At 66.9% G+C, this 18461-nt stretch carries 19 protein-coding genes; 4 read left to right on the forward strand and 15 right to left on the reverse strand.

Annotated features, from left to right (window positions below; genetic code table 11):
• Positions 1-52: 52 nt before the first annotated feature.
• Entirely contained in the window at positions 53-1267 is a 1215-nt protein-coding gene (locus F7R26_RS04860) for a cation:proton antiporter (protein WP_150986310.1), read from the forward strand.
• A 30-nt stretch (positions 1268-1297) separates the two neighbouring features.
• Here F7R26_RS04860 and F7R26_RS04865 read toward each other — a convergent pair whose 3' ends face one another.
• Positions 1298-1807: a hypothetical protein gene (locus F7R26_RS04865; RefSeq protein WP_150986309.1), complete on the reverse strand. Its 510-nt coding sequence runs from the start codon at positions 1805-1807 to the stop codon at positions 1298-1300.
• A gap of 118 nt (positions 1808-1925) precedes the next feature.
• A complete protein-coding gene (locus F7R26_RS04870; protein ID WP_150986308.1) occupies positions 1926-2846 on the reverse strand; it encodes a sterol desaturase family protein in 921 nt (306 codons plus the stop codon).
• A gap of 89 nt (positions 2847-2935) precedes the next feature.
• On the opposite strand from F7R26_RS04870, the gene F7R26_RS04875 reads away from it, so the two are divergent.
• Positions 2936-3598 (forward strand): TetR/AcrR family transcriptional regulator, encoded by a 663-nt coding sequence (locus F7R26_RS04875; RefSeq protein WP_150986307.1) that lies wholly within the window; start codon positions 2936-2938, stop codon positions 3596-3598.
• 12 nt (positions 3599-3610) lie between these two features.
• Here the strand turns inward: F7R26_RS04875 and rng are convergent, their stop codons facing one another.
• The 8 genes from rng to F7R26_RS04915 all read right to left on the reverse strand — a co-directional run bounded on the left by rng (position 3611) and on the right by F7R26_RS04915 (position 11242).
• Positions 3611-5077 (reverse strand): ribonuclease G, encoded by a 1467-nt coding sequence (rng, locus tag F7R26_RS04880; RefSeq protein WP_150986306.1) that lies wholly within the window; start codon positions 5075-5077, stop codon positions 3611-3613.
• 132 nt (positions 5078-5209) lie between these two features.
• Positions 5210-5815 (reverse strand): Maf family protein, encoded by a 606-nt coding sequence (locus tag F7R26_RS04885; RefSeq protein ID WP_150986342.1) that lies wholly within the window; start codon positions 5813-5815, stop codon positions 5210-5212.
• 115 nt (positions 5816-5930) lie between these two features.
• Positions 5931-6401 (reverse strand): 23S rRNA (pseudouridine(1915)-N(3))-methyltransferase RlmH, encoded by a 471-nt coding sequence (rlmH, locus tag F7R26_RS04890; RefSeq protein ID WP_043344552.1) that lies wholly within the window; start codon positions 6399-6401, stop codon positions 5931-5933.
• A 23-nt stretch (positions 6402-6424) separates the two neighbouring features.
• Positions 6425-7183 (reverse strand): ribosome silencing factor, encoded by a 759-nt coding sequence (gene rsfS / locus F7R26_RS04895; RefSeq protein WP_150986305.1) that lies wholly within the window; start codon positions 7181-7183, stop codon positions 6425-6427.
• 16 nt (positions 7184-7199) lie between these two features.
• On the reverse strand, positions 7200-7979 hold the full coding sequence (locus F7R26_RS04900) for a nicotinate-nucleotide adenylyltransferase (RefSeq protein ID WP_241754422.1): 780 nt from the start codon (positions 7977-7979) through the stop codon (positions 7200-7202).
• 10 nt (positions 7980-7989) lie between these two features.
• Positions 7990-8901 (reverse strand): oxygen-dependent coproporphyrinogen oxidase, encoded by a 912-nt coding sequence (gene hemF, locus F7R26_RS04905; RefSeq protein ID WP_150986304.1) that lies wholly within the window; start codon positions 8899-8901, stop codon positions 7990-7992.
• Positions 8902-9142: 241 nt separating this feature from the next.
• Positions 9143-10411, reverse strand: coding sequence for a phosphoribosylamine--glycine ligase (gene purD, locus F7R26_RS04910; RefSeq protein WP_150986303.1), 1269 nt, complete (start codon positions 10409-10411; stop codon positions 9143-9145).
• Positions 10412-10516: 105 nt separating this feature from the next.
• Positions 10517-11242, reverse strand: a complete 726-nt coding sequence (locus F7R26_RS04915; RefSeq protein ID WP_150986302.1) for a YebC/PmpR family DNA-binding transcriptional regulator — start codon at positions 11240-11242, stop codon at positions 10517-10519.
• Positions 11243-11500: 258 nt separating this feature from the next.
• On the opposite strand from F7R26_RS04915, the gene F7R26_RS04920 reads away from it, so the two are divergent.
• A complete protein-coding gene (locus tag F7R26_RS04920; RefSeq protein WP_150986301.1) occupies positions 11501-13054 on the forward strand; it encodes a helicase HerA-like C-terminal domain-containing protein in 1554 nt (517 codons plus the stop codon).
• A 62-nt stretch (positions 13055-13116) separates the two neighbouring features.
• Here the strand turns inward: F7R26_RS04920 and F7R26_RS04925 are convergent, their stop codons facing one another.
• The 5 genes from F7R26_RS04925 to F7R26_RS04945 all read right to left on the reverse strand — a co-directional run bounded on the left by F7R26_RS04925 (position 13117) and on the right by F7R26_RS04945 (position 17264).
• Entirely contained in the window at positions 13117-13263 is a 147-nt protein-coding gene (locus F7R26_RS04925) for a DUF3149 domain-containing protein (protein ID WP_006158366.1), read from the reverse strand.
• 171 nt (positions 13264-13434) lie between these two features.
• Positions 13435-14085 carry a uracil phosphoribosyltransferase gene (upp, locus tag F7R26_RS04930; protein WP_043344561.1) on the reverse strand — a complete coding sequence of 217 codons (651 nt, stop codon included), beginning with the start codon at positions 14083-14085 and terminating at the stop codon, positions 13435-13437.
• A 114-nt stretch (positions 14086-14199) separates the two neighbouring features.
• Positions 14200-15138 carry a Bug family tripartite tricarboxylate transporter substrate binding protein gene (locus F7R26_RS04935; RefSeq protein ID WP_150986340.1) on the reverse strand — a complete coding sequence of 313 codons (939 nt, stop codon included), beginning with the start codon at positions 15136-15138 and terminating at the stop codon, positions 14200-14202.
• Between the two features lie 225 nt (positions 15139-15363).
• Positions 15364-16518: an acyltransferase family protein gene (locus F7R26_RS04940; RefSeq protein WP_170301876.1), complete on the reverse strand. Its 1155-nt coding sequence runs from the start codon at positions 16516-16518 to the stop codon at positions 15364-15366.
• Between the two features lie 179 nt (positions 16519-16697).
• Positions 16698-17264 (reverse strand): DUF3455 domain-containing protein, encoded by a 567-nt coding sequence (locus F7R26_RS04945; protein ID WP_150986299.1) that lies wholly within the window; start codon positions 17262-17264, stop codon positions 16698-16700.
• Positions 17265-17449: 185 nt separating this feature from the next.
• Here F7R26_RS04945 and F7R26_RS04950 point away from each other — a divergent pair, with 185 nt between their 5' ends.
• Positions 17450-18460 (forward strand): DMT family transporter, encoded by a 1011-nt coding sequence (locus F7R26_RS04950; protein WP_338404704.1) that lies wholly within the window; start codon positions 17450-17452, stop codon positions 18458-18460.
• Position 18461 lies beyond the last annotated feature (1 nt).

Here is an 18461-nt window from a genome sequence, read left to right on the forward strand (position 1 = left end):
GCGCCCGGAGCGCCCACCTCCTTGTTCCACTTCTCTCGATCCGCCCGTCGCCTTGAATCCCGTCTCGCTCTTTTTTGCCCAGGCCTGCCTGGTGGTCGGTACACCGTTCATCCTGTGGCGCGGGCTGCGCATCGGCAGCATCGTGCCGCTGGTGGCCATGCAGATCGTGGGCGGCATCCTGCTTGGGCCGTCCCTGCTTGGCGCACTGTGGCCGCAAGGCTGGCAGGCCCTGTTCGGCCCGGCGCAGCTATCCGCGCTCTCCGGGCTGCAATGGCTGGCGGTGGTGCTGTTTGCCTTTCTCTCCGGCTTGCACATCGGCAGCGCACAGCAGCCAGGGATACGGCGCATAGCGATGGCGGCCGCGCTGGGCAGCGTGCTGGTGCCGTTCGCGCTCGGCACGGCAGCCGGCGCCTGGCTGGCCTATGCCACGCCGGGTGCCGTGGGGCATGCGGCATCCGCCTGGCAATTTGCTTTCGCCGTGGGGGTTTCCATGGCGGTGACGGCGCTGCCGGTGCTGGGGGCCATCCTGCGGGAAATGAAGCTGTCCGACTCCGTGCCCGGCCAGCTGGCGCTCGGCTGCGCCGCCTTCAGCGATGCGGCCATCTGGGTGGTGCTGTCGGCCATCCTCGCCAGCGCGGGCCGTTCCTCTACCTATGACTTCCTGCGGCTGGCTTGCCTGGGCCTTGCCTACGTCGGTGCGATGCTGTGGCTGGTACGCCCGCTGCTGGCGCGCATGCTGCCGCGGATGGCCGCCAACGACGCGCGCCTGGCGCTGGTCGCGGTGCTGATCTTCGGCTCGGCGCTGATTTCCGAGTCGATCGGCCTGCACTATATCCTTGGCGGCTTCCTCGCGGGCGTCGTGCTGCCGCGCGATGCGGCGGGCGAACTCCGGCGCCAGCTCGAGCCCGCCACCGTGGTGGTCCTGATGCCGTTCTTCTTCCTGATGACCGGGCTGCGTACCGACATCGCCATCGGCGGTCAGGCGACGCTTTTGGTGTTCGGCCTGAGCACCATGGTCGCGGTGGCCGGCAAGGTGGTTGGAACTGCATTGCCGGCGCGCCTGGCCGGCCTGCCGCGGCGCGAGGCCTGGATGCTGGGCGCGCTGGTCCAGACCAAGGGGCTGATGGAGGTGGTCGTGCTGGGAATCTTGTTCGAAGCCGGGCTGATCGGCATGACGGCCTTCTCCGGCCTGCTGCTGATGGCGCTGGCCACCACCGTGCTGGCCAAGCCGCTGACGCGCGCGGCCGCGCGCCTGCGCGAGCGCTGAGCCGCGCTTGCCGTCAACATCCCGGCAGCGCTAGCGGATCTGCGCGCAGGTGCCGCTGCGCGGATCGAACAGCACCGGCCACGCCTGCTCGTAGATACCCGGGGTGCAATGCTGCTCGCAATGCGCATGCGCCAGCGTGACGCGCCGCGGGTCCTGCCAGACCATCAGCGTGCAGCCGCTGCCATCGATCGCCTGCAGTTCGATGTGCGGGGTCTTGCGCACCTGGCGGAATTCGGTGAGATCAAAGTGGCAGGAGCCATGCCGGCCCACCCACAGCTTCCAGCTCAGGCTGCGCACATCGTTGCTGGCCACCCGCATATGGGCATCCTCGCGAAAGCCGTCCTCTTCCGTGCGCTGGCAATCGGCGGCGATATCGATGTCGTGCGGGGGAATAGGCGTGGCGCGTTCCCGCGCCACGGGGGCGGGGGCCTTTTGTGTCTCGGGTAAGCGCGCAGCCGGTGGGGAGGGGGGAGGCAATGTCACCGTGCATGCCGCCAATGCGGCAGCTAACGGCCACAGCAGCAAGCGCTTCTTCTTCATGGTGACTCCTTGCGCCCGGTGCCCGCGAGGCAATCTGAATGCGGGCACCTGTCTCCATATTTATAGAGGATGGGGCAAGGAAGGCGAGAGGAAAGCGTGCGGACGCGCACCGCTGTCGCTACTTCGGCGCGGCGCCGCTGCCCTCCGAGGCAAGGGAGCCGGCAAGCGCGCGCTGACGGCGAAGCGCTTCCGTGGTGTGGCCCTGTCCGTCGGGGCGCCAGCCGGGCGGCAGGAAGAGAAAGCCGAGCATCGCGCCCAGGCTGCGTGCTTGCGCCAAGTCCCGTCCAAGGTCGAGCCACTGCTGGAACTCGACACGCAGCGGATTGCGCGAGCGCATCGGGGTGACCAGCCCATAGCGGCACGGCACGTCGTCGCGCTCTGCCACGTAGGTGCCGAAGAGCCTGTCGAAGACGATCAGCACGCCGCCGAAGTTGGCATCCAGGTATTCGATATTGGCGGCGTGATGAACCCGATGCGCGGACGGCGTATTCAGGACATATTCCAGCCAGCCGAGCCGCGGGATCCAGGTCGCGTGAATCCAGAATTGATAGAGCAGGTTCAGCGACAAGGTCGCGATCACCACCTCGGGCGGAAAGCCCAGCCACACCAGGGGCGTGAAGAACAGCGTGGTGCCTGTCAGCTTGCCGGTCCAGCCAAGGCGGTAAGCCGTCGACAAGGTGAGCTGGTTGGGCGAGTGATGGACGGCATGCGTGGCCCAGAAGAAGCGCACGCGGTGCGCCGCGCGATGGTACCAGTAGTAGCAGAACTCCTGGCCGACGAACAAGGCCACGCCCAGCAGCCAGCTGTTGAGCACGATGGTTTGCAGGCGGTGTTCCCAGGCTAGCGCGAACACGGGTGCCGCCAGTGACAAGGGCAGGAAGACCAGGATCTTGCGCCCGGCCAGGTCTACCAGCGACAGCCACGCCTCGTGCCAGTCGAACGTGCCGGGCTTGCGCCAGTGCAGCACCAGCGCTTCCAACAGGGACGCGCCGACTACTACCGGCAAGGCATAGAGCTGAAGGATTTCCAGACGGGTCATGACCGCTCCCGGAGCATGAAGGGGATAGTATGCGGATGATTATATGAGCTAATATCAGGTTTGCTTACTCGCGTTCCGGAGCCCATGCCATGACCCTGCAAACCCCTGAAGACAACGGCCCGAAGCGGCGCCGGCCGATGCAAGCGCGGTCCCTGGAGAAGCTGGAACTCATATTTGAGTCGACCATCCGCCTCCTGGACAAGGAGGGACTGGAGGGTTTGAGCACCAACCGGATCGCCGAGGTGGCCGGCATCAGCATCGGCACGCTCTACCAGTATTTCTCGAACAAGCAGGAAGTGATGGAAGCACTGGGGCGCAGGGAGATCGAGAGCGTGATGGGGCGCCTGGGCCTCTTGCTCAGCACGCCCGGCACGCCCGACCCCACGGCGCGCGCCAGGCTATTGGTGCGTGCATTGCTAAGTGCATTTGGCGGCCGTCACCGCGTGCGCAAGCTCTTGCTGGAGGTAGCGCTGGCCTCGGGTAGCAGGCAGGCGCTGGAAGGCTCCGCGGCGCAGGTCGCGCAGTGGCTCAGTTCGGGCCACGCCGTGGACGCCGAGAACCGCGCGCTTGTCATGCGGCCGATGGCCGCCTTCGTCCTGACGCAGGCCGTCATGGGTGTGATGCGCAGCGCGCTGGCGGCGGACGAAACCCTGCTGGCCGATCCTGAACTGGAGGACAACCTGGTGCGCTTGATCCGGGGATTCCTGAATGAGGGTGCCGCGCAGCATCAGGCAGCCGCGAGGGGCGCCTGATGCCGTTCCTGATCACATCAAAATAATGTCGTACTGTTCCTGGTGGAACGTCGATTCCACCTGCAGCGAGATTGGCTTGCCGATGAAGTCGCCGAGCATGGCCAGATGCTGGCTTTCTTCCTCCAGGAACAAATCGATCACATGCTGCGAGCCAAGGATGCGGAACTCGCGCGGGTTGAACTGGCGCGATTCGCGCATGATCTCGCGCAGGATGTCGTAGCAGACCGTGCGCGGCGTCTTGACCTGGCCCTTGCCCGTGCATACCGGGCACTGCTCGCATAGCACGTGCGCGAGAGACTCGCGCGTGCGTTTGCGGGTCATCTCCACCAGCCCGAGCTGCGAGAAGCTGTTGACGGTGATGCGGGTGCGGTCGCGCGACAGCGCGCGCTTGAGTTCCGAGAGCACCTGGTCGCGGTGCTCGGTGTTTTCCATATCGATGAAATCGATGATGATGATGCCGCCCAGGTTGCGCAGCCGCAGCTGGCGCGCAATGGTATGCGCCGCTTCCAGGTTGGTCTTGAAGATCGTGTCGTCGAAGTTGCGCGCGCCGACGTAGCCACCGGTGTTGACGTCGATGGTGGTCATGGCCTCCGTCTGGTCGATCATCAGGTAGCCGCCGGACTTCAGGTCGACCCGGCGCGACAGCGCCTTCTCGATCTCGGCGTCGATATTGAAGAGGTCGAAGACCGGGCGCTCGCCGGTGTAGTGCGACAGGCGTGGCAGCACCGCGGGGGTGTACTCCTGGGCGAACTCGACCAGCTTCTGGAAGTTCTCGCGCGAGTCCACCTGGATCACGTTGGTGGCGTCGTTGACGAAGTCGCGCAGCACGCGCTGGGCCAGGTTGAGGTCCTGGTAAAGCAGGTTGGGCGCGGGCAGCGTAGTGGCGTTCTGGCGGATCGAAGCCCAGATCTTGCGCAGGTAGGCAATGTCGTTGCCGAGTTCTTCGTTGCTGGATTCCTCGGCGATGGTGCGCACGATGAAGCCGCCGCGCTCATCTGCCGGCACCAGTCCCTGCACGCGGGCGCGCAGGGCTTCGCGGTCGACCTCGCCCTCGATGCGCTGGGAGATGCCGATGTGCGGGTCCTGCGGCAGGTAGACCAGGGTGCGCCCGGCAATGCTGACCTGCGTGGACAGCCGCGCGCCCTTGGTGCCGATCGGGTCCTTGATGACTTGGACCATCAGGGCCTGGCCTTCGTAGAGTGTCTTCTCGATGGCCAGCTGCGCGGCGTTGGCGTTCTTGTCCGGATCGCGCGGGTGCCAGATGTCGGCGACGTGGAGGAAGGCGGCGCGCTCCAGTCCGATATCGATGAAGGCGGACTGCATGCCGGGCAGCACGCGCACGACCTTGCCAAGGTAGATATTGCCGACGAGCCCGCGCGACAGCGTGCGCTCGACGTGGAGTTCCTGCACGGCGGCCTGCTGCACGATGGCCACGCGTGTTTCCTGCGGTGTGATGTTGACGAGGATGTCTTCAGTCATAGTGGATGAAACTCGTCGCCGGCTGACCGGCCAGGTGGTTGTCCGCAGTGTGCTGCCATGCTGCCCGCGGACGCTGCCGTGGCCAGGGTGGCAGCAGCTTGAAGCGCGAACGGATGGGCGGCGGCGGGGTTTTCAGAACCGCAGATGGGCCTGTCTGAGCAGCGAAGCCGTCTCGAACAGGGGCAAACCCATGATACCCGAATAGCTGCCGTCGATTCGCGCGACGAACTCGGCGGCGCGGCCCTGGATGCCATAGGCACCGGCCTTGCCGGCTGGTTCACCACTGGCAACGTAGGCGGCAATCTCGTCGGCGGTCATGATGCGAAAGCTCACCTCGGAAACCGACAGCGCGTGGCGCTGGCCGAGCGCGGAAACCACGGTTACCGCGGTCAGCACGCGGTGGGTGCGCCCGGACAGGGCGGCCAGCATGCGGGCGGCATCGGCATCGTCGGCGGGCTTGCCGAGGATTTCGCCGCCCAGGCAGACGGTGGTGTCCGAGGTCAGGATGGGGGCGTCGGGCAGGGCGCGCCGCTCGCGCCGGCGCAGTGCGGCTTCGGCCTTGAGCGCGCATACGCGCTGCACATAGTCGTCCGGGCTTTCACCTGGCAATACGACTTCCAGCGCCTCGGCGTCTTCGTCGTCGTCGGCCAGCAGCAGTTCGTAGGCAACGCCAAGCTGGGTCAACAGTTCGCGCCGGCGCGGGCTCTGGGAGGCGAGATAGAGGAAGGTATGGGTCACGGCAGGGCAGTGGGGGTAGGGCAAGCCAGATGCGGCTGCAGCTGCAGCGCATGCGCCGCTTCGGCCGCATTGTACCCTCGGCCTCGCCCGGCGCGCGACACGGGCGCGCCTGGTTTCAGGCGCGGTGGTAGGGGTGGTTCTGCGTGACCGACCAGGCGCGGTAGAGCTGCTCAGCCAGCAGCACGCGCACCATGCCGTGCGGCATGGTCAGGCTGGACAGGCGCAGCAGGGTTTGCGCGCGGGCCTTCAGGGCAGGGTCGAGGCCGTCGGCGCCGCCGATCAGGAAGGCAACATCGCCGCCTTCGCGCTGCCAGTCGCCCAGCTGGGCGGCGAGCTGCACCGTGGTGAGGTCGCGCCCGCGCTCGTCCAGCGCCACGATGCGGCATTGCTTGGGCAGCGCCGCCTCGATGCGGGCCGCTTCGCGTTGCATCACGGTGGTGGCGTTATTGCTCGACGAGCGTGTCTCGGGCTTGATCTCGCGCAGCTCGATGCGCAGCTCGGGCGGCATGCGCTTCGCGTACTCCGCGAATCCGGTTTCGATCCAGCCGGGCATCTTGTGGCCAACGGCCACGATCAGCAATTGCATGGCGGGAAGCGGACCGGTCCGGCTCAGGCCGGGCGGGTGGTGCGCTTGCGCGCCACCGGTGCCTTGGCGGCCGCCGTCTTGGCCGGCGCCTTGGCGGCAGTCTTGGTCGCAGCCGTCTTGGTGGCGGTCTTGCGTGCCACGCCGGTGCCGGCCGCGGTCTTGCGCGGCGCGGCCGTCTTGGCCGGTGCCTTGCGCGCCGGTGCCGAGCCCAGCGCGCTGGTCAGGCGTTTTTGCACGGTCGGGGCGCGGTTGGTGGCGATGGCGTCCGGGTCCGTATCTTCGTGGCCAAGCGGCGGCGAAGGCTCTTTCATGCCTTCCGGCAGACGGGCCAGCGCCGGGCGCAGGCCGGTGGCGCGGCGGGCAGTGCGCACGACCGGAGCGTCGTCTTCATCTTCGCCGTCGATCGGCTCGCTGGCCTTGGCCAGGCCCTTCTTGGCCGTGGACAGCTTCAGGCGCACCGGCTTGTCACCCCAGAGTTCTTCCAGGTTGTAGTACATGCGCAGCTGCGGCTGCATGATGTGGACGACGGCGTCGCCGCAGTCGACCAGCACCCATTCGCCCGTTTCCAGCCCTTCCACCGCAACGATATGGCCGCCGGCTTCCTTGACGGTATCGCGGACCGAGGCGGCCAGCGCCTTGGTCTGGCGGTTCGAGCTCCCGCTGGCGATCACCACCCGGTCGAACAGCTCGGTCAGGTGGGTGGTGTCGTACACCTTGATGTCCTGCGCTTTGACATCTTCGAGGCCGTCGACGATGGCGCGTTGCAGTTTGCGAATATCCATGGTGCTTTTTTTCAGTTCAGCTGAGATCGGTTTGGGGGCGGGCCGGGATGGGCAGATCCGACTGCGTCGGCCGATACAGGCCGCGGCTCGCGATGTAGTGTGCCACGCCGGACGGCAGCTGGTCATCTGCCGGTTGTCCGGCAGCCAGGCGTTGGCGTAGGGCGGTGGAGGAGAGGTCGACGGCGAGCGTCTGGTCGATCCACATGCGGCCGGAGGGCATGGATTGTATCAGGTCGGTGGACGCACGCCGTTGCGCGAGCTCCTGGCGCACCGGACCGTCCAGTTCCGCGAGGTCGAAACCGGGCCGCGTCGCCACGCAAAGATGGACGTGCGCAAACAGTTCTTGCCAGCCATGCCAGGTGTGCAGGCGCAGCAACTGGTCGGCGCCCATGAGCCACGCCAGCGAGGCATCGGGGCCATAGTGCTCGCGCAGCTCATGCACGGTATCGACGGTGTAGCTGGGGCCGGCGCGGTCGACTTCCATGCGGCTGGCATGCACCAGCGCGCGCGTGTCGGACAATGCCTGCGCGGCCAGTTCGGTCATGGCGAGGCGGTCGGCGGCAGGGGTGACGTCGTCGCCTTTTTGCCACGATTGGCCGGTCGGGATCCAAACCAGCTCGTCGAGCTCGAGATGTTCGATGCAGAGGCGGGCGAGTGCCACGTGGCCGATGTGGGGCGGATCGAAGGTGCCGCCGAGAATGCCAAGGCGGTAGGGGCGGTGGCTCTTGGTCAAGCCTGCTGGGTCTGCTGCGTCTGCCGCGTTGGCGGTGAGCGATCGTGCGATGTTGTGTGCCATGGGGTTGCCGTCAGGCCCACTCGCGCACGGGCAGGAAGTCCGTGTACAGCGCGGCCTCCGCGCTGCCCGGTTCCGGTTGCCAGTCGTAGCGCCAGCTGGCCAGCGGCGGCATCGACATCAGGATCGACTCGCTGCGGCCGCCCGATTGCAGCCCGAAGTGCGTGCCGCGGTCGAACACCAGGTTGAACTCGACATAGCGGCCGCGCCGGTAGGCCTGGAACTCGCGCTCGCGCTCGCCGTAGGCCGTGTCCTTGCGCGCCTGCAGGATCGGCAGGTAGGCGTCCAGGAAGGCGTCGCCTACCGATTGCATCATGGCAAAGCTGCGCTCGAAGCCGAGCGCGGAGAAGTCATCGAAGAAGATGCCGCCAATGCCGCGCGCCTCGCCGCGGTGCTTGAGGAAGAAATACTCGTCGCACCATTGCTTGAAACGCGGGTAGAGGTCATCGCCGTACGGGGCGAGGGCGTCGCGGCAGGTGGCGTGGAAGTGTGCGCAGTCGCCAGCGTTGCCGTAGTACGGCGTCAGGTCCATGCCGCCGCCGAACCACCACACCGGCTCGGCGCCCTCTTTCACCGCCATCAGGCAGCGCACGTTCATATGCACGGTGGGGACAAAGGGGTTGCGCGGGTGGAACACCAGCGACACGCCCATTGCCTCGAAGCCCCGCCCGGCCAGCTCCGGCCGGTTGGCGCTCGCCGACGGCGGCAGCGCATCGCCCCGCACATGCGAGAAGCCCACGCCGGCCCGCTCCATCACGGCGCCGCCCTCCAGGATACGGGTGCGGCCGCTGCCGCGCAGGCGCTCGGTGGGCGGCTTCTCCCAGGCATCGGTCGAAAACGCCTTGCCGTCGATGGCGGCGACAGCGTCGGTGATACGGTCTTGCAGACCGAGCAGATAGGCACGGACTGCCTGGGAATCGATCATGGTATGCGGGCGGGTGAGCCGGAGCGGTGACGGCCGGGCAGGTCAGTCAACCTGCCCGGCCGTCATGGCGATGTCATGATTGTACTGGCTGAGGCAACGCCTGGCCGGATTCGGCTAATTCAGCACGAACCGTCTTAAAAGGCGAAGAAACCGGAGCGAGCGTCCCATGGCGGGTCCGGGAAGCGCAGCCGTACATGGGTACGGCTAGCGCCACAGGGCGGGCCATGGGCCGCGCGGTCCCTTACCGCTTGATGGCGCGGTAGCCGATGTCGGTGCGGTACTGCATGCCGTCGAAGTGGATCTTCTCGGCCGCGCCATAAGCCGCGCGCTGTGCCGCCTTGACGGTATCGGCCAGCCCGACCACGCACAATACGCGTCCGCCCGTGGTCAGCAGCGTGCCGTCCGTGAGCGTGGTGCCGGCGTGGAAGGTCACGCTGTCGTCGGTCTCGGCCGGGATGCCGGTAATGGCGTCGCCCTTGCGCGGCGCATCGGGGTAGCCGAAGGCGGCCATCACCACGCCCAGCGCGGTGCGGCGGTCCCAGTCCAGTTCGATCTCGTCGAGCTTGCCGTTGACGGCGTGCTCCATCACATCGACCAGGTCGGTTTTCAGGCGCGCCAGGATCGGCTGGGTCTCCGGGTCGCCCATGCGGCAGTTGAACTCCAGCGTCTTCAGGTTGCCGTCGGCGTCGATCATCAGGCCGGCGTAGAGGAAGCCGGTGTAGGTGATGCCGTCCTTTTCCATGCCGCGCACGGTCGGCATGATGATCTCGCGCAGCGCGCGGGCATGCAGCGCGGGCGTGACCACCGGGGCCGGCGAGTACGCGCCCATGCCGCCGGTATTGGGGCCGGCGTCGTGGTCTAGCAGGCGCTTGTGGTCCTGGCTGGTGGCGAGTGCCAGGACGTTCTTGCCGTCCACCAGCACAATGAAGCTGGCCTCCTCGCCCTCGAGGAATTCCTCGATCACCACGCGTGCGCCGGCATCGCCAAGGCGGTTGTCGGCCAGCATCATGTCGACCGCGGCGTGCGCTTCTTCCAGCGTGGCCGCAACCACCACGCCCTTGCCGGCGGCCAGGCCGTCGGCCTTGATCACGATCGGCGCGCCTTGCGCATCGATATACGCGTGCGCGGCGGCTGCGTCGTTGAAGGTCTGGTAGGCGGCGGTCGGAATGCCGTGGCGCTGCATGAAGGCCTTGGCGAAATCCTTGGAGGATTCCAGCTGGGCTGCCGCCTGCGTCGGGCCGAAGATGCGCAGGCCCTTGGCACGGAAGATATCGACGATGCCGGCCGCCAGCGGCGCCTCGGGGCCGACCACCGTGAAGCTCACGCCTTCGCGCTCGGCGAAGGCAGCGAGCACTTCCGGATCGGTCAGGGGAACGTTCTGCAGCCGCTTGTCGAGCGCGGTGCCGCCATTGCCCGGCGCCACGTACACCACCTGCACCTTGGGCGACTGGGCCAATTTCCAGGCCATCGCGTGTTCACGACCACCCGAGCCGACAACCAATACTTTCATGATCTACTGCCAGAAAAAATGACGCATGCGAAATGCGAAAAGCGGCAGCCATGGCTCATCGAACCGCGCTGCCGCCGTGAGGCGAGGTCTTGCCCGATCCGCGCCTTACTCCTCGATCACCGCGTTGGTGAAGACTTCCTGCACGTCGTCCAGGTTTTCCAGGGCGTCGAGCAGCTTTTGCATCTTGATGGCGTCGTCGCCGGCAAAGCTGACTTCATTCTGCGGCTTCATCGTGACGTCGGCCATCTCGGCCTTGAAGCCCGCGGCTTCCAGCGCGGCCTTGACCGTGCCGAAATCATTGGGCGGGCACAGCACTTCGATCGAGCCGTCGTCGTTGGTGACCACGTCGTCGGCGCCGGCTTCCAGCGCGGCTTCCATCAGCTTGTCCTCGGGCGTGCCGGGGGCAAACAGGAACTGGCCGCAATGGGTGAACATGAACGCCACCGAGCCTTCCGCGCCCATGTTGCCGCCGTTCTTGGAAAAGGCATGGCGCACTTCGGCGACGGTACGGGTACGGTTGTCGGTCAGGCAGTCGACGATGATCGCCGCACCGGCAAGGCCGTAGCCCTCGTAGCGGATTTCTTCGTAGTTGACGCCTTCCAGGCCACCCACGCCGCGCTGGATGGCGCGCTGGATGTTGTCCTTGGGCATGTTCGCATCCATTGCCTTGTCCATGGACAGGCGCAGGCGCGGGTTGGAGTCGGGATCAGCGCCGCCGAGCTTCGCGGCGACGGTGATTTCCTTGATCAGGCGGGTCCAGACCTTGCCGCGCTTGGAGTCAGCCGCGGCCTTCTTGTGTTTGATATTGGCCCATTTTGAGTGACCGGCCATGATTCTCTCCGAAGCGGAAAATGTTTGACGCGCGCGCCTTGGCTTTGCGCGCCGGCTGTGCCGGGCGGGCAAAGGGTGCTCGCTGGCGGCGCGCCGGGTGGTTTATGTGTCTGTGAGCCGGCCTTGGGGGCTGGCATAATCAGCCCAGCATTTTATCACGCGGTCCCGCCGCCGCTGGCCTGCCGATCACGGGGGCCGCCGGGAAGGGCGGGGACGGTCGCGGCGAAAGCGCCGCGTGGCTTGCCAACCAGAGAGACCATGGCCGAACCCATCATCATCGCCAAGAACGCCGAGCTGGAACTTGCCCTGCTGCCCGAGATGGGCAACCGGCACGGCCTGATCACCGGCGCCACCGGCACCGGCAAGACCGTGACCCTGCAAAGCCTGGCCCAGGGTTTCTCCCGGCTGGGCGTGCCGGTCTTCATGGCCGACGTCAAAGGTGACCTGACCGGCATTTCCCAGCCGGGCAAGCTCTCCGACAAGCTCAAGGCCCGCCTGGCCGAGCTCGGCTTGCCCGAGCCGGTGTGGGGCGCCTGCCCCACCACCCTGTGGGACGTGTTCGGGCAAAAGGGTCATCCCGTGCGCGCCACGGTCTCCCATATGGGGCCGCTGCTGCTGTCGCGCATGCTGGAACTCAACGACACCCAGCAAGGCGTGCTCAACCTGGTTTTCCGCATCGCCGACGCCAACGGGCTGCTGCTGCTCGACGCCAAGGACCTGCGCGCCATGCTGCAGTACGTGGGCGACAACGCCGGGCAGTTCACCACCGAATACGGCAATATCTCCGCGGCCTCGATCGGGGCCATCCAGCGCGGGCTGATGGCGCTGGAGTCGCAAGGCGCCGACGTGTTCTTCGGCGAACCCATGCTCAACCTGGACGACTTCATCCAGACCGAGAACGGGCAGGGCGTGGTGAATATCCTGGCCGCCGACAAGCTGCTGAATTCGCCCAAGCTCTACGCCACTTTCCTGCTCTGGCTGTTGTCGGAGCTGTTCGAGAAACTGCCCGAGGCGGGCGATCTCGACAAGCCCAAGCTGGTGTTCTTTTTCGACGAGGCGCACCTGCTGTTCAACGACGCGCCCAAGGCCCTGCTCGACAAGATCGAGCAGGTGGTGCGGCTGATCCGCTCCAAGGGCGTTGGCGTGTATTTCGTGACGCAGAATCCTGTCGACATCCCCGATACCGTCCTGGGCCAGCTCGGCAACCGCGTGCAGCACGCGCTGCGCGCCTTCACGCCGCGTGACCAGAAAGCCGTCAAGGTGGCGGCCACCACCATGCGGGCCAAGCCGGGGCTGGACCTGGAGAAGGCCATCGGGGAACTCGGCGTGGGCGAGGCGCTGGTGTCTTTGCTGGACGCCAAGGGCATCCCCGGCGTCACGGAGCGCGCCTGGGTGCTGGCGCCTGGCAGCCGGATCGGCCCGATCACCGACGACGAGCGCAAACAGTTGCTGGCGAACTCGCTGGTGGCTGGCACCTATGAGCAGACCATCGATCGCGAGTCGGCCTACGAGAAGCTCAAGGGCCGTGCCGCCACGCCTGGGTCTGCTCCCGCCGCTGGCGGCAGCGGCGCACCCGCGCCCGTGCCCACGGCCGGCCAGCCCGAAGCCCCGCCCGCGCAGGGCGGCGGCTGGCTGGAACAGGCGGGCGAGATCTTCGGCGGGCTGACCAAGGGCACGGGCAAGACCGGGCGCGGCGATTCCATCCTGGAGTCGATGGCCAAGTCGGCCGCGCGCACGGTCGGCTCGCAGGTCGGGCGCGAGCTGATTCGCGGCGTGCTGGGCAGCTTGCTGGGCTCGGGCAAGAAGAAGTAGGCGGCGCTGCCCCTAGGTCGCGCCGGTGTGCCACACCCGGCGAGACGGGCGCGACTTGTCTCTTAGCGGCGTTGCGCCGCTGCCTCGTCTTCCCGCATCTTGCGCAGGAACAGCCGGGTGAAGAACCAGCCCATGCCGATGATGAAGGCGATGACGGCCAGGCTCATCAGCCCGGTGGGGGTCGAAAACAGGATCTTCAAGGCTGCCATGTGGGTCTCCCAGGTCAGGTGCGGCACACCGTCCGGTGTGCCTCTGCAGATAGTCTAGGGAGCGCTGGGGCCAGGGAGATTGAGGCCGGTCAAGCCGGGCGCAGACAGCGTCCGTATTGATCCCGCATTGGTCCCGGATCCTGGGATTGGCCCCGGGGCGGGCAGTAAAACTCAGTTCTTGGTGCCGAACAGCCGGTCGCCCGCATCGCCGAGGCCGGGGATGATGTAGGCGTGCTCGTCCAGGTGGCTGTCCAGGGAGGCCACGAACAGCTTGACGCCCGGATGTGCCTTCTGAAACACCTCCACGCCTTCCGGCGCTGCTACCAGCGCCACGAACGTAATCGCATCATCCTTGACGCCGCGGCGCTTGAGCACATCCACCGCATGCGCGGCGGAGTAGCCGGTGGCGACCATCGGGTCGCACAGGATAAAGCTGCGGTCTTCCACGTCTGGCAGGCGCACCAGGTATTCTACCGGGCGGTGCTGGTCGTCGCGGTAGACGCCGATATGGCCGATGCGGGCCGAGGGAATCAGCTCGACCAGGCCGTCGCTCATGCCCACGCCGGCGCGCAGCACCGGCACGATGGTGAGTTTCTTGCCGGCGATCACCGGCGCGTCCAGCTCCACCAGGGGCGTCTCGATGCGGCGCGTGGTCAGCGGCAGGTCGCGCGTGATTTCATAGCCCATCAGCAGCGTGATCTCCCGCAGCAGCTCGCGGAACGTGCGCGTGGAGGTGTCCTTGTCGCGCATATGGGAGAGCTTGTGCTGGATCAGCGGGTGATCGAGGATATACAGCTTGGGGAAACGCGGATCTTGCTTCATGGCGGGTAGTCGGCGGGAGTGGGCGCGGGGGCCCGTTGCAGCCGGATTGTAATGGATGCGGAGCCGCGCGCCCCCGGCGATCGTCCCGCCGCAAGCGCGCAGCCCCGCCTGCGCTCAATCCACCGAGATGCTGGCGCTCTTGGCGACCTTGCCGAATTTCTCGTACTCGGACAGCGTCAGCGACTGCAGGTCAGCCGCGCTCGAGCCCTTGGGGTTGAAGCCCGCCTGCCCGAGTTTGTCCTTCACGTCCGCATTGCCCAGCGCCGCTGTGAAGGCGGCATTGAGTGCCTGCACCACCGGCGCGGGCAGCCCTGCCGGGCCGTACACGCCGAACCACGGCTCGACGGCGTAGCCCGCCAGGCCGGCCTCGGTCAGCGTAGGCACGTTCGGCAGCGCTGGCGAGCGGCTCTTGCCGGCCACCGCCAGCGCGCGCAGCTTGCCGCCCTGGATGTGCGGCAGCGAGGCGGGCAGGTTGTCGAACATCACCTGCACGTGGCCGCCCAGCATGTCGTTGATGGCCGGGCTGCTGCCCTTGTACGGGACATGGGTCAGGCCCGTTTGCGTCATTTGCGAGAACATCGCGCCCGCCAGGTGCATGGACGTGCCGGTGCCCGCGGTGGCGTAGGTCAGGCCGGGATGGGCCTTGGCGTAGCTGATCAGTTCGGCCACATTCTTCACCGGCAGGCTGTTGCTGACTTCCAGCACGATGGTCGAGGTGCCAAGCAGGCTGACCGCGGTGAAATCCTTGCGCGGGTCGAACGGCACGTGCTTGTAGATATGCGGGTTCAACGCATTGGTCGAGATGGCGCCGAAGCCAATGGTGTAGCCGTCCGGCGCGGCCTTGGCGACCGCCTCCATGCCGATATTGCCACCGGCGCCCGGGCGGTTCTCCACGACCACGGGCTGGCCGAGTTTCTCCGCCACCTTCTGGCCGACCGTGCGCGCCACGAGGTCGGTGGTGCCGCCAGCGGCGTAAGGCACGATGAAGCGGATTGGCTTGACGGGGTAATCGGCCGCGCGGGCGGCCGAGGGCAGCCAGCCGCTTGCGAGCATGGCAGTCGCGGCGGCGATCAGCAGCGGGCGGGCGGCGGTTTGCTTTTTGACCGGAACGGGAATGCGCGAGGAAAGATTAGCGAGGGGTGCTGCCGTCATGAATGCTCCTGGTTTTTCTTATGCGGCGCGCGTTTGACGCGCCGACCGGCGAGCTTACGGCAGTTTCAGGCTGGCTGCCAGGGGTGCCATCCAGGCAGGCTGGCTAGCCAGGCAACGGCATGGCGGCTAGATATTCTGCCCGCGCTGCGCCGCCGGCAGCGCCGCGCGCCCGAGCAGGCCGCGCACGCGCTGGGTATTGCGCTCGAACACCCAGTAGACGGCAAAGGCATAGGCATAGCAGCCCAGCAGGATCAGCGCGGCCAGGGCCAGGCTGGCGGCGCTGACAGGCAGGCGGGCCTTGACCAGGGCCGCGGCGATGAACAGCGCCAGCGGGAAATGCGTCAGGTAGAGCGAGTACGAAAACCCGGACGCCAACGTAGCCAGGCGCGACAAGCCAGCGTGGCCGATGCGGATGCGGGTCGATAGCACGGTCAGCAACAGCACGAAGAAGCCCAGCGCGACAGCGGCATCGGCGTACGGCTTGTGCTTGGTCAGTGCAATGGCGGCCAGGAACACCAGCAGCGCTGGCAGCACCAGCCACTTGCGCCGCGCGATTGGCGCGATCTGCGCCAGCCGCGCTTCCAGGGCTTGCGCCAGCACGCCCAGCAGCCAGAACAAGAAGCCTTCGACCAGGCCGTGGAACAGGCCCATCGTGACCAGCGCCGCCAATACGCACAGCAACACCTGCGGCGTGCGGCGCAGGTGCCAGGCGCCGTATAGCGCAGGGAACCAGAGGTAGTACCAGAATTCGTTGGCCAGGCTCCACAACGGCCCGTTGGAGCCATAGGTCTGGCAGGCAAGGGTTTGCAGGAACGCCGCGTTGCAAACCAATCCCGCGACGCCGAGGTTATGCGAGATATCGATCTGCTGGGCCGCGTTGCCCTCGGTGCCCTGGTAGAACGGCCCCCATGCCAGGTGGATCCCGGCACTGTCCCAGAACAGCCCGAGCAGCAGCGCGGGCAGCAGCACGATCCATAGCCGCGTCATGCGGTCGGCCAGATAACTGCGCCAGGACCAGTCGCCACGCGTCATCTTTCGGCGCACGGTGCCGCCTACCAGATAGCCCGAGAGCAGGAAGAACACGATCACGCATTCGTGTCCGACGCTGCATAGCGCATAGAACAACTGCAGCGCCACGCCAGCCGCGCCGCCATGCGGCCCGGTCGCCGCGTAGTCGACGATGACCAGCGCCCGGACATGGCCAAGGCAGACCAGGCCCGCGGCCAGCGCCCGGATCAGGTCCAGTACATCGTATTGCTTGCTTCGGTCCGTGCCATCCACGACCAGTCTCCCGGTGCCGGCTCGCCAGGGCTGCGGTTGGCACAAGGCGGCACGCAGCGCGGGACTCTCCTTGGCAGAGCTTAGCCGGGCGGTTACGGCGTGAAGGTGCGCCGTCCCACATAGCGCAGGCCGGGGCAAGGGAAGCGGGCGGCGCCACGCCGGCGCCGCCATCGTCGGGACTACATGGATGCCACGGTATAGAAGACGTAGTCGGCACGGTAGGGCACTTGCTGCTTGCTGCCGCGGCTGGCGACATTGCAGGCCGCGGCGGGGGCGACGCCGCCCTCGGTTTTCAGGCGCTGGATATACGTGACACCGTTCATGGCGCCGGCACCCATGGCAGGATCGGCCTTGACCAGCTGCAGCGGGATGTTGCCGCTGCCGTTGGGCGCGACCGCCACTTGCTTGCCGCCGACCTTGGAGCCGTCGGCGGCTTCCCAGGTGGGGCCGCCATAGTATTTGCCGACGATCTTGCCGGAGCGGTCGGCCAGCGTGGCCACCGGTCCCACGAAGGCCCATTCGAACTGGCCGGCCGTGTCTTTCTTCTCGCGGCATTCGTAGGTGATTTCACCGGCGCCGGTGGTGACCATCGAGACCTTGTGCCCGGCCGGGGCGCGCACCGGTTCGGGCAGGGGAGTGTTGTCCACACTGGCCTGCATGGCCGGCATGGTGCCGGCGCAGGCGGCCAGGACAAGGGCGGAGATCGCAGCAAGGGGGGCAGCAAGAGAGCGGAGGGTGCGTTGCATGATGGTTCCTCAAAGGGAAGGTTGGGGCACATCGCCCAACACCTGTACGCAGCACAATGAGCATCGGATGCAGTTGCCTCTTTTCGAATACAATGGCTCGCGTTCCTGGCGGGCCGCCCGCGTCCAGCGGCGCGTGGCCCCACTATCCGGCTTCTCCCTTGTCTGCATCCCAACTTTCCCGCACCGTGCCTGCCGCCGAGCCGGCATCGCAGCGCGCCGGCCTGGCCGTGGCTGCCGTTGGCGCCATCCTCTTTTCCGGCAAGGCGATCGTCGCCAAGCTGATGTACCGCTACCAGGTCGATGCGGTCATGGTCATCAGCCTGCGCATGCTGTTTGCCGTGCCGCTGTTCATGGCGATCGGCTGGTGGCAGTCGCGGCGCCTGCCGGCGCTGTCCTGGGCCGATCGCGGCCGCATCGTGTTCCTCGGCATCATCGGCTACTACCTGTCCAGCTTCCTCGACTTTCTCGGCCTGCAATACATCACGGCCGGGCTTGAGCGGCTGATCCTGTTCCTCACGCCGTCCTTCGTGCTGCTGGCCAGCGCGGTGCTGTTCAAGCGGCGCATCAGCTTGCGGCAGTGGCTGTCCCTGGCGCTGGCCTATATAGGCATCGTGCTGGTTTTCGCGCATGATCTCAACGTGAGCGGCGGCCAGGTGTGGCTTGGCGCCGCGCTGGTGCTCGGCAGCGCACTGACCTACGGCATTTACCTGATCGCGTCCGGCGAATTGGTGCAGCGCATTGGTTCGCTGCGGCTGGTAGCCTATGCGATGTGCGTTTCCACCGCGTGCTGCGTGGTGCAATATCTGGTGCTGCGCCGCCCGCTGGCCGAGCTGCTGCAGCCGGCCCCCGTGATGTGGCTTTCGCTGGTCAATTCTGTGTTTTGCACGGTGCTGCCGGTGTCGCTGACGATGGTGGCGGTGGCGCGCATCGGCGCGCCGATGGCTTCGCAGGCGGGTATGCTCGGACCGGTATCCACCCTGTTCCTGGGCTTCTGGCTGCTGGGCGAGCCGATCACCGGCGTGCAGCTCGCCGGCAGCGCGCTGGTGATGGGCGGGATATATTTGCTGTCGGCGCGCAAGGTGGGCAAGAGCGGGGCCGCGGGCAAGGCCCAGGCTGCTCGTCGCGGCGGCAAGGCAATGGAAATGCAGGATAACAAGCAGGCGGGTGGCCGCCTCGATGACACAAGGAGTCGATGAG

The organism is Cupriavidus basilensis (assembly GCF_008801925.2).
In the GTDB taxonomy this organism is placed as follows: domain Bacteria; phylum Pseudomonadota; class Gammaproteobacteria; order Burkholderiales; family Burkholderiaceae; genus Cupriavidus; species Cupriavidus basilensis.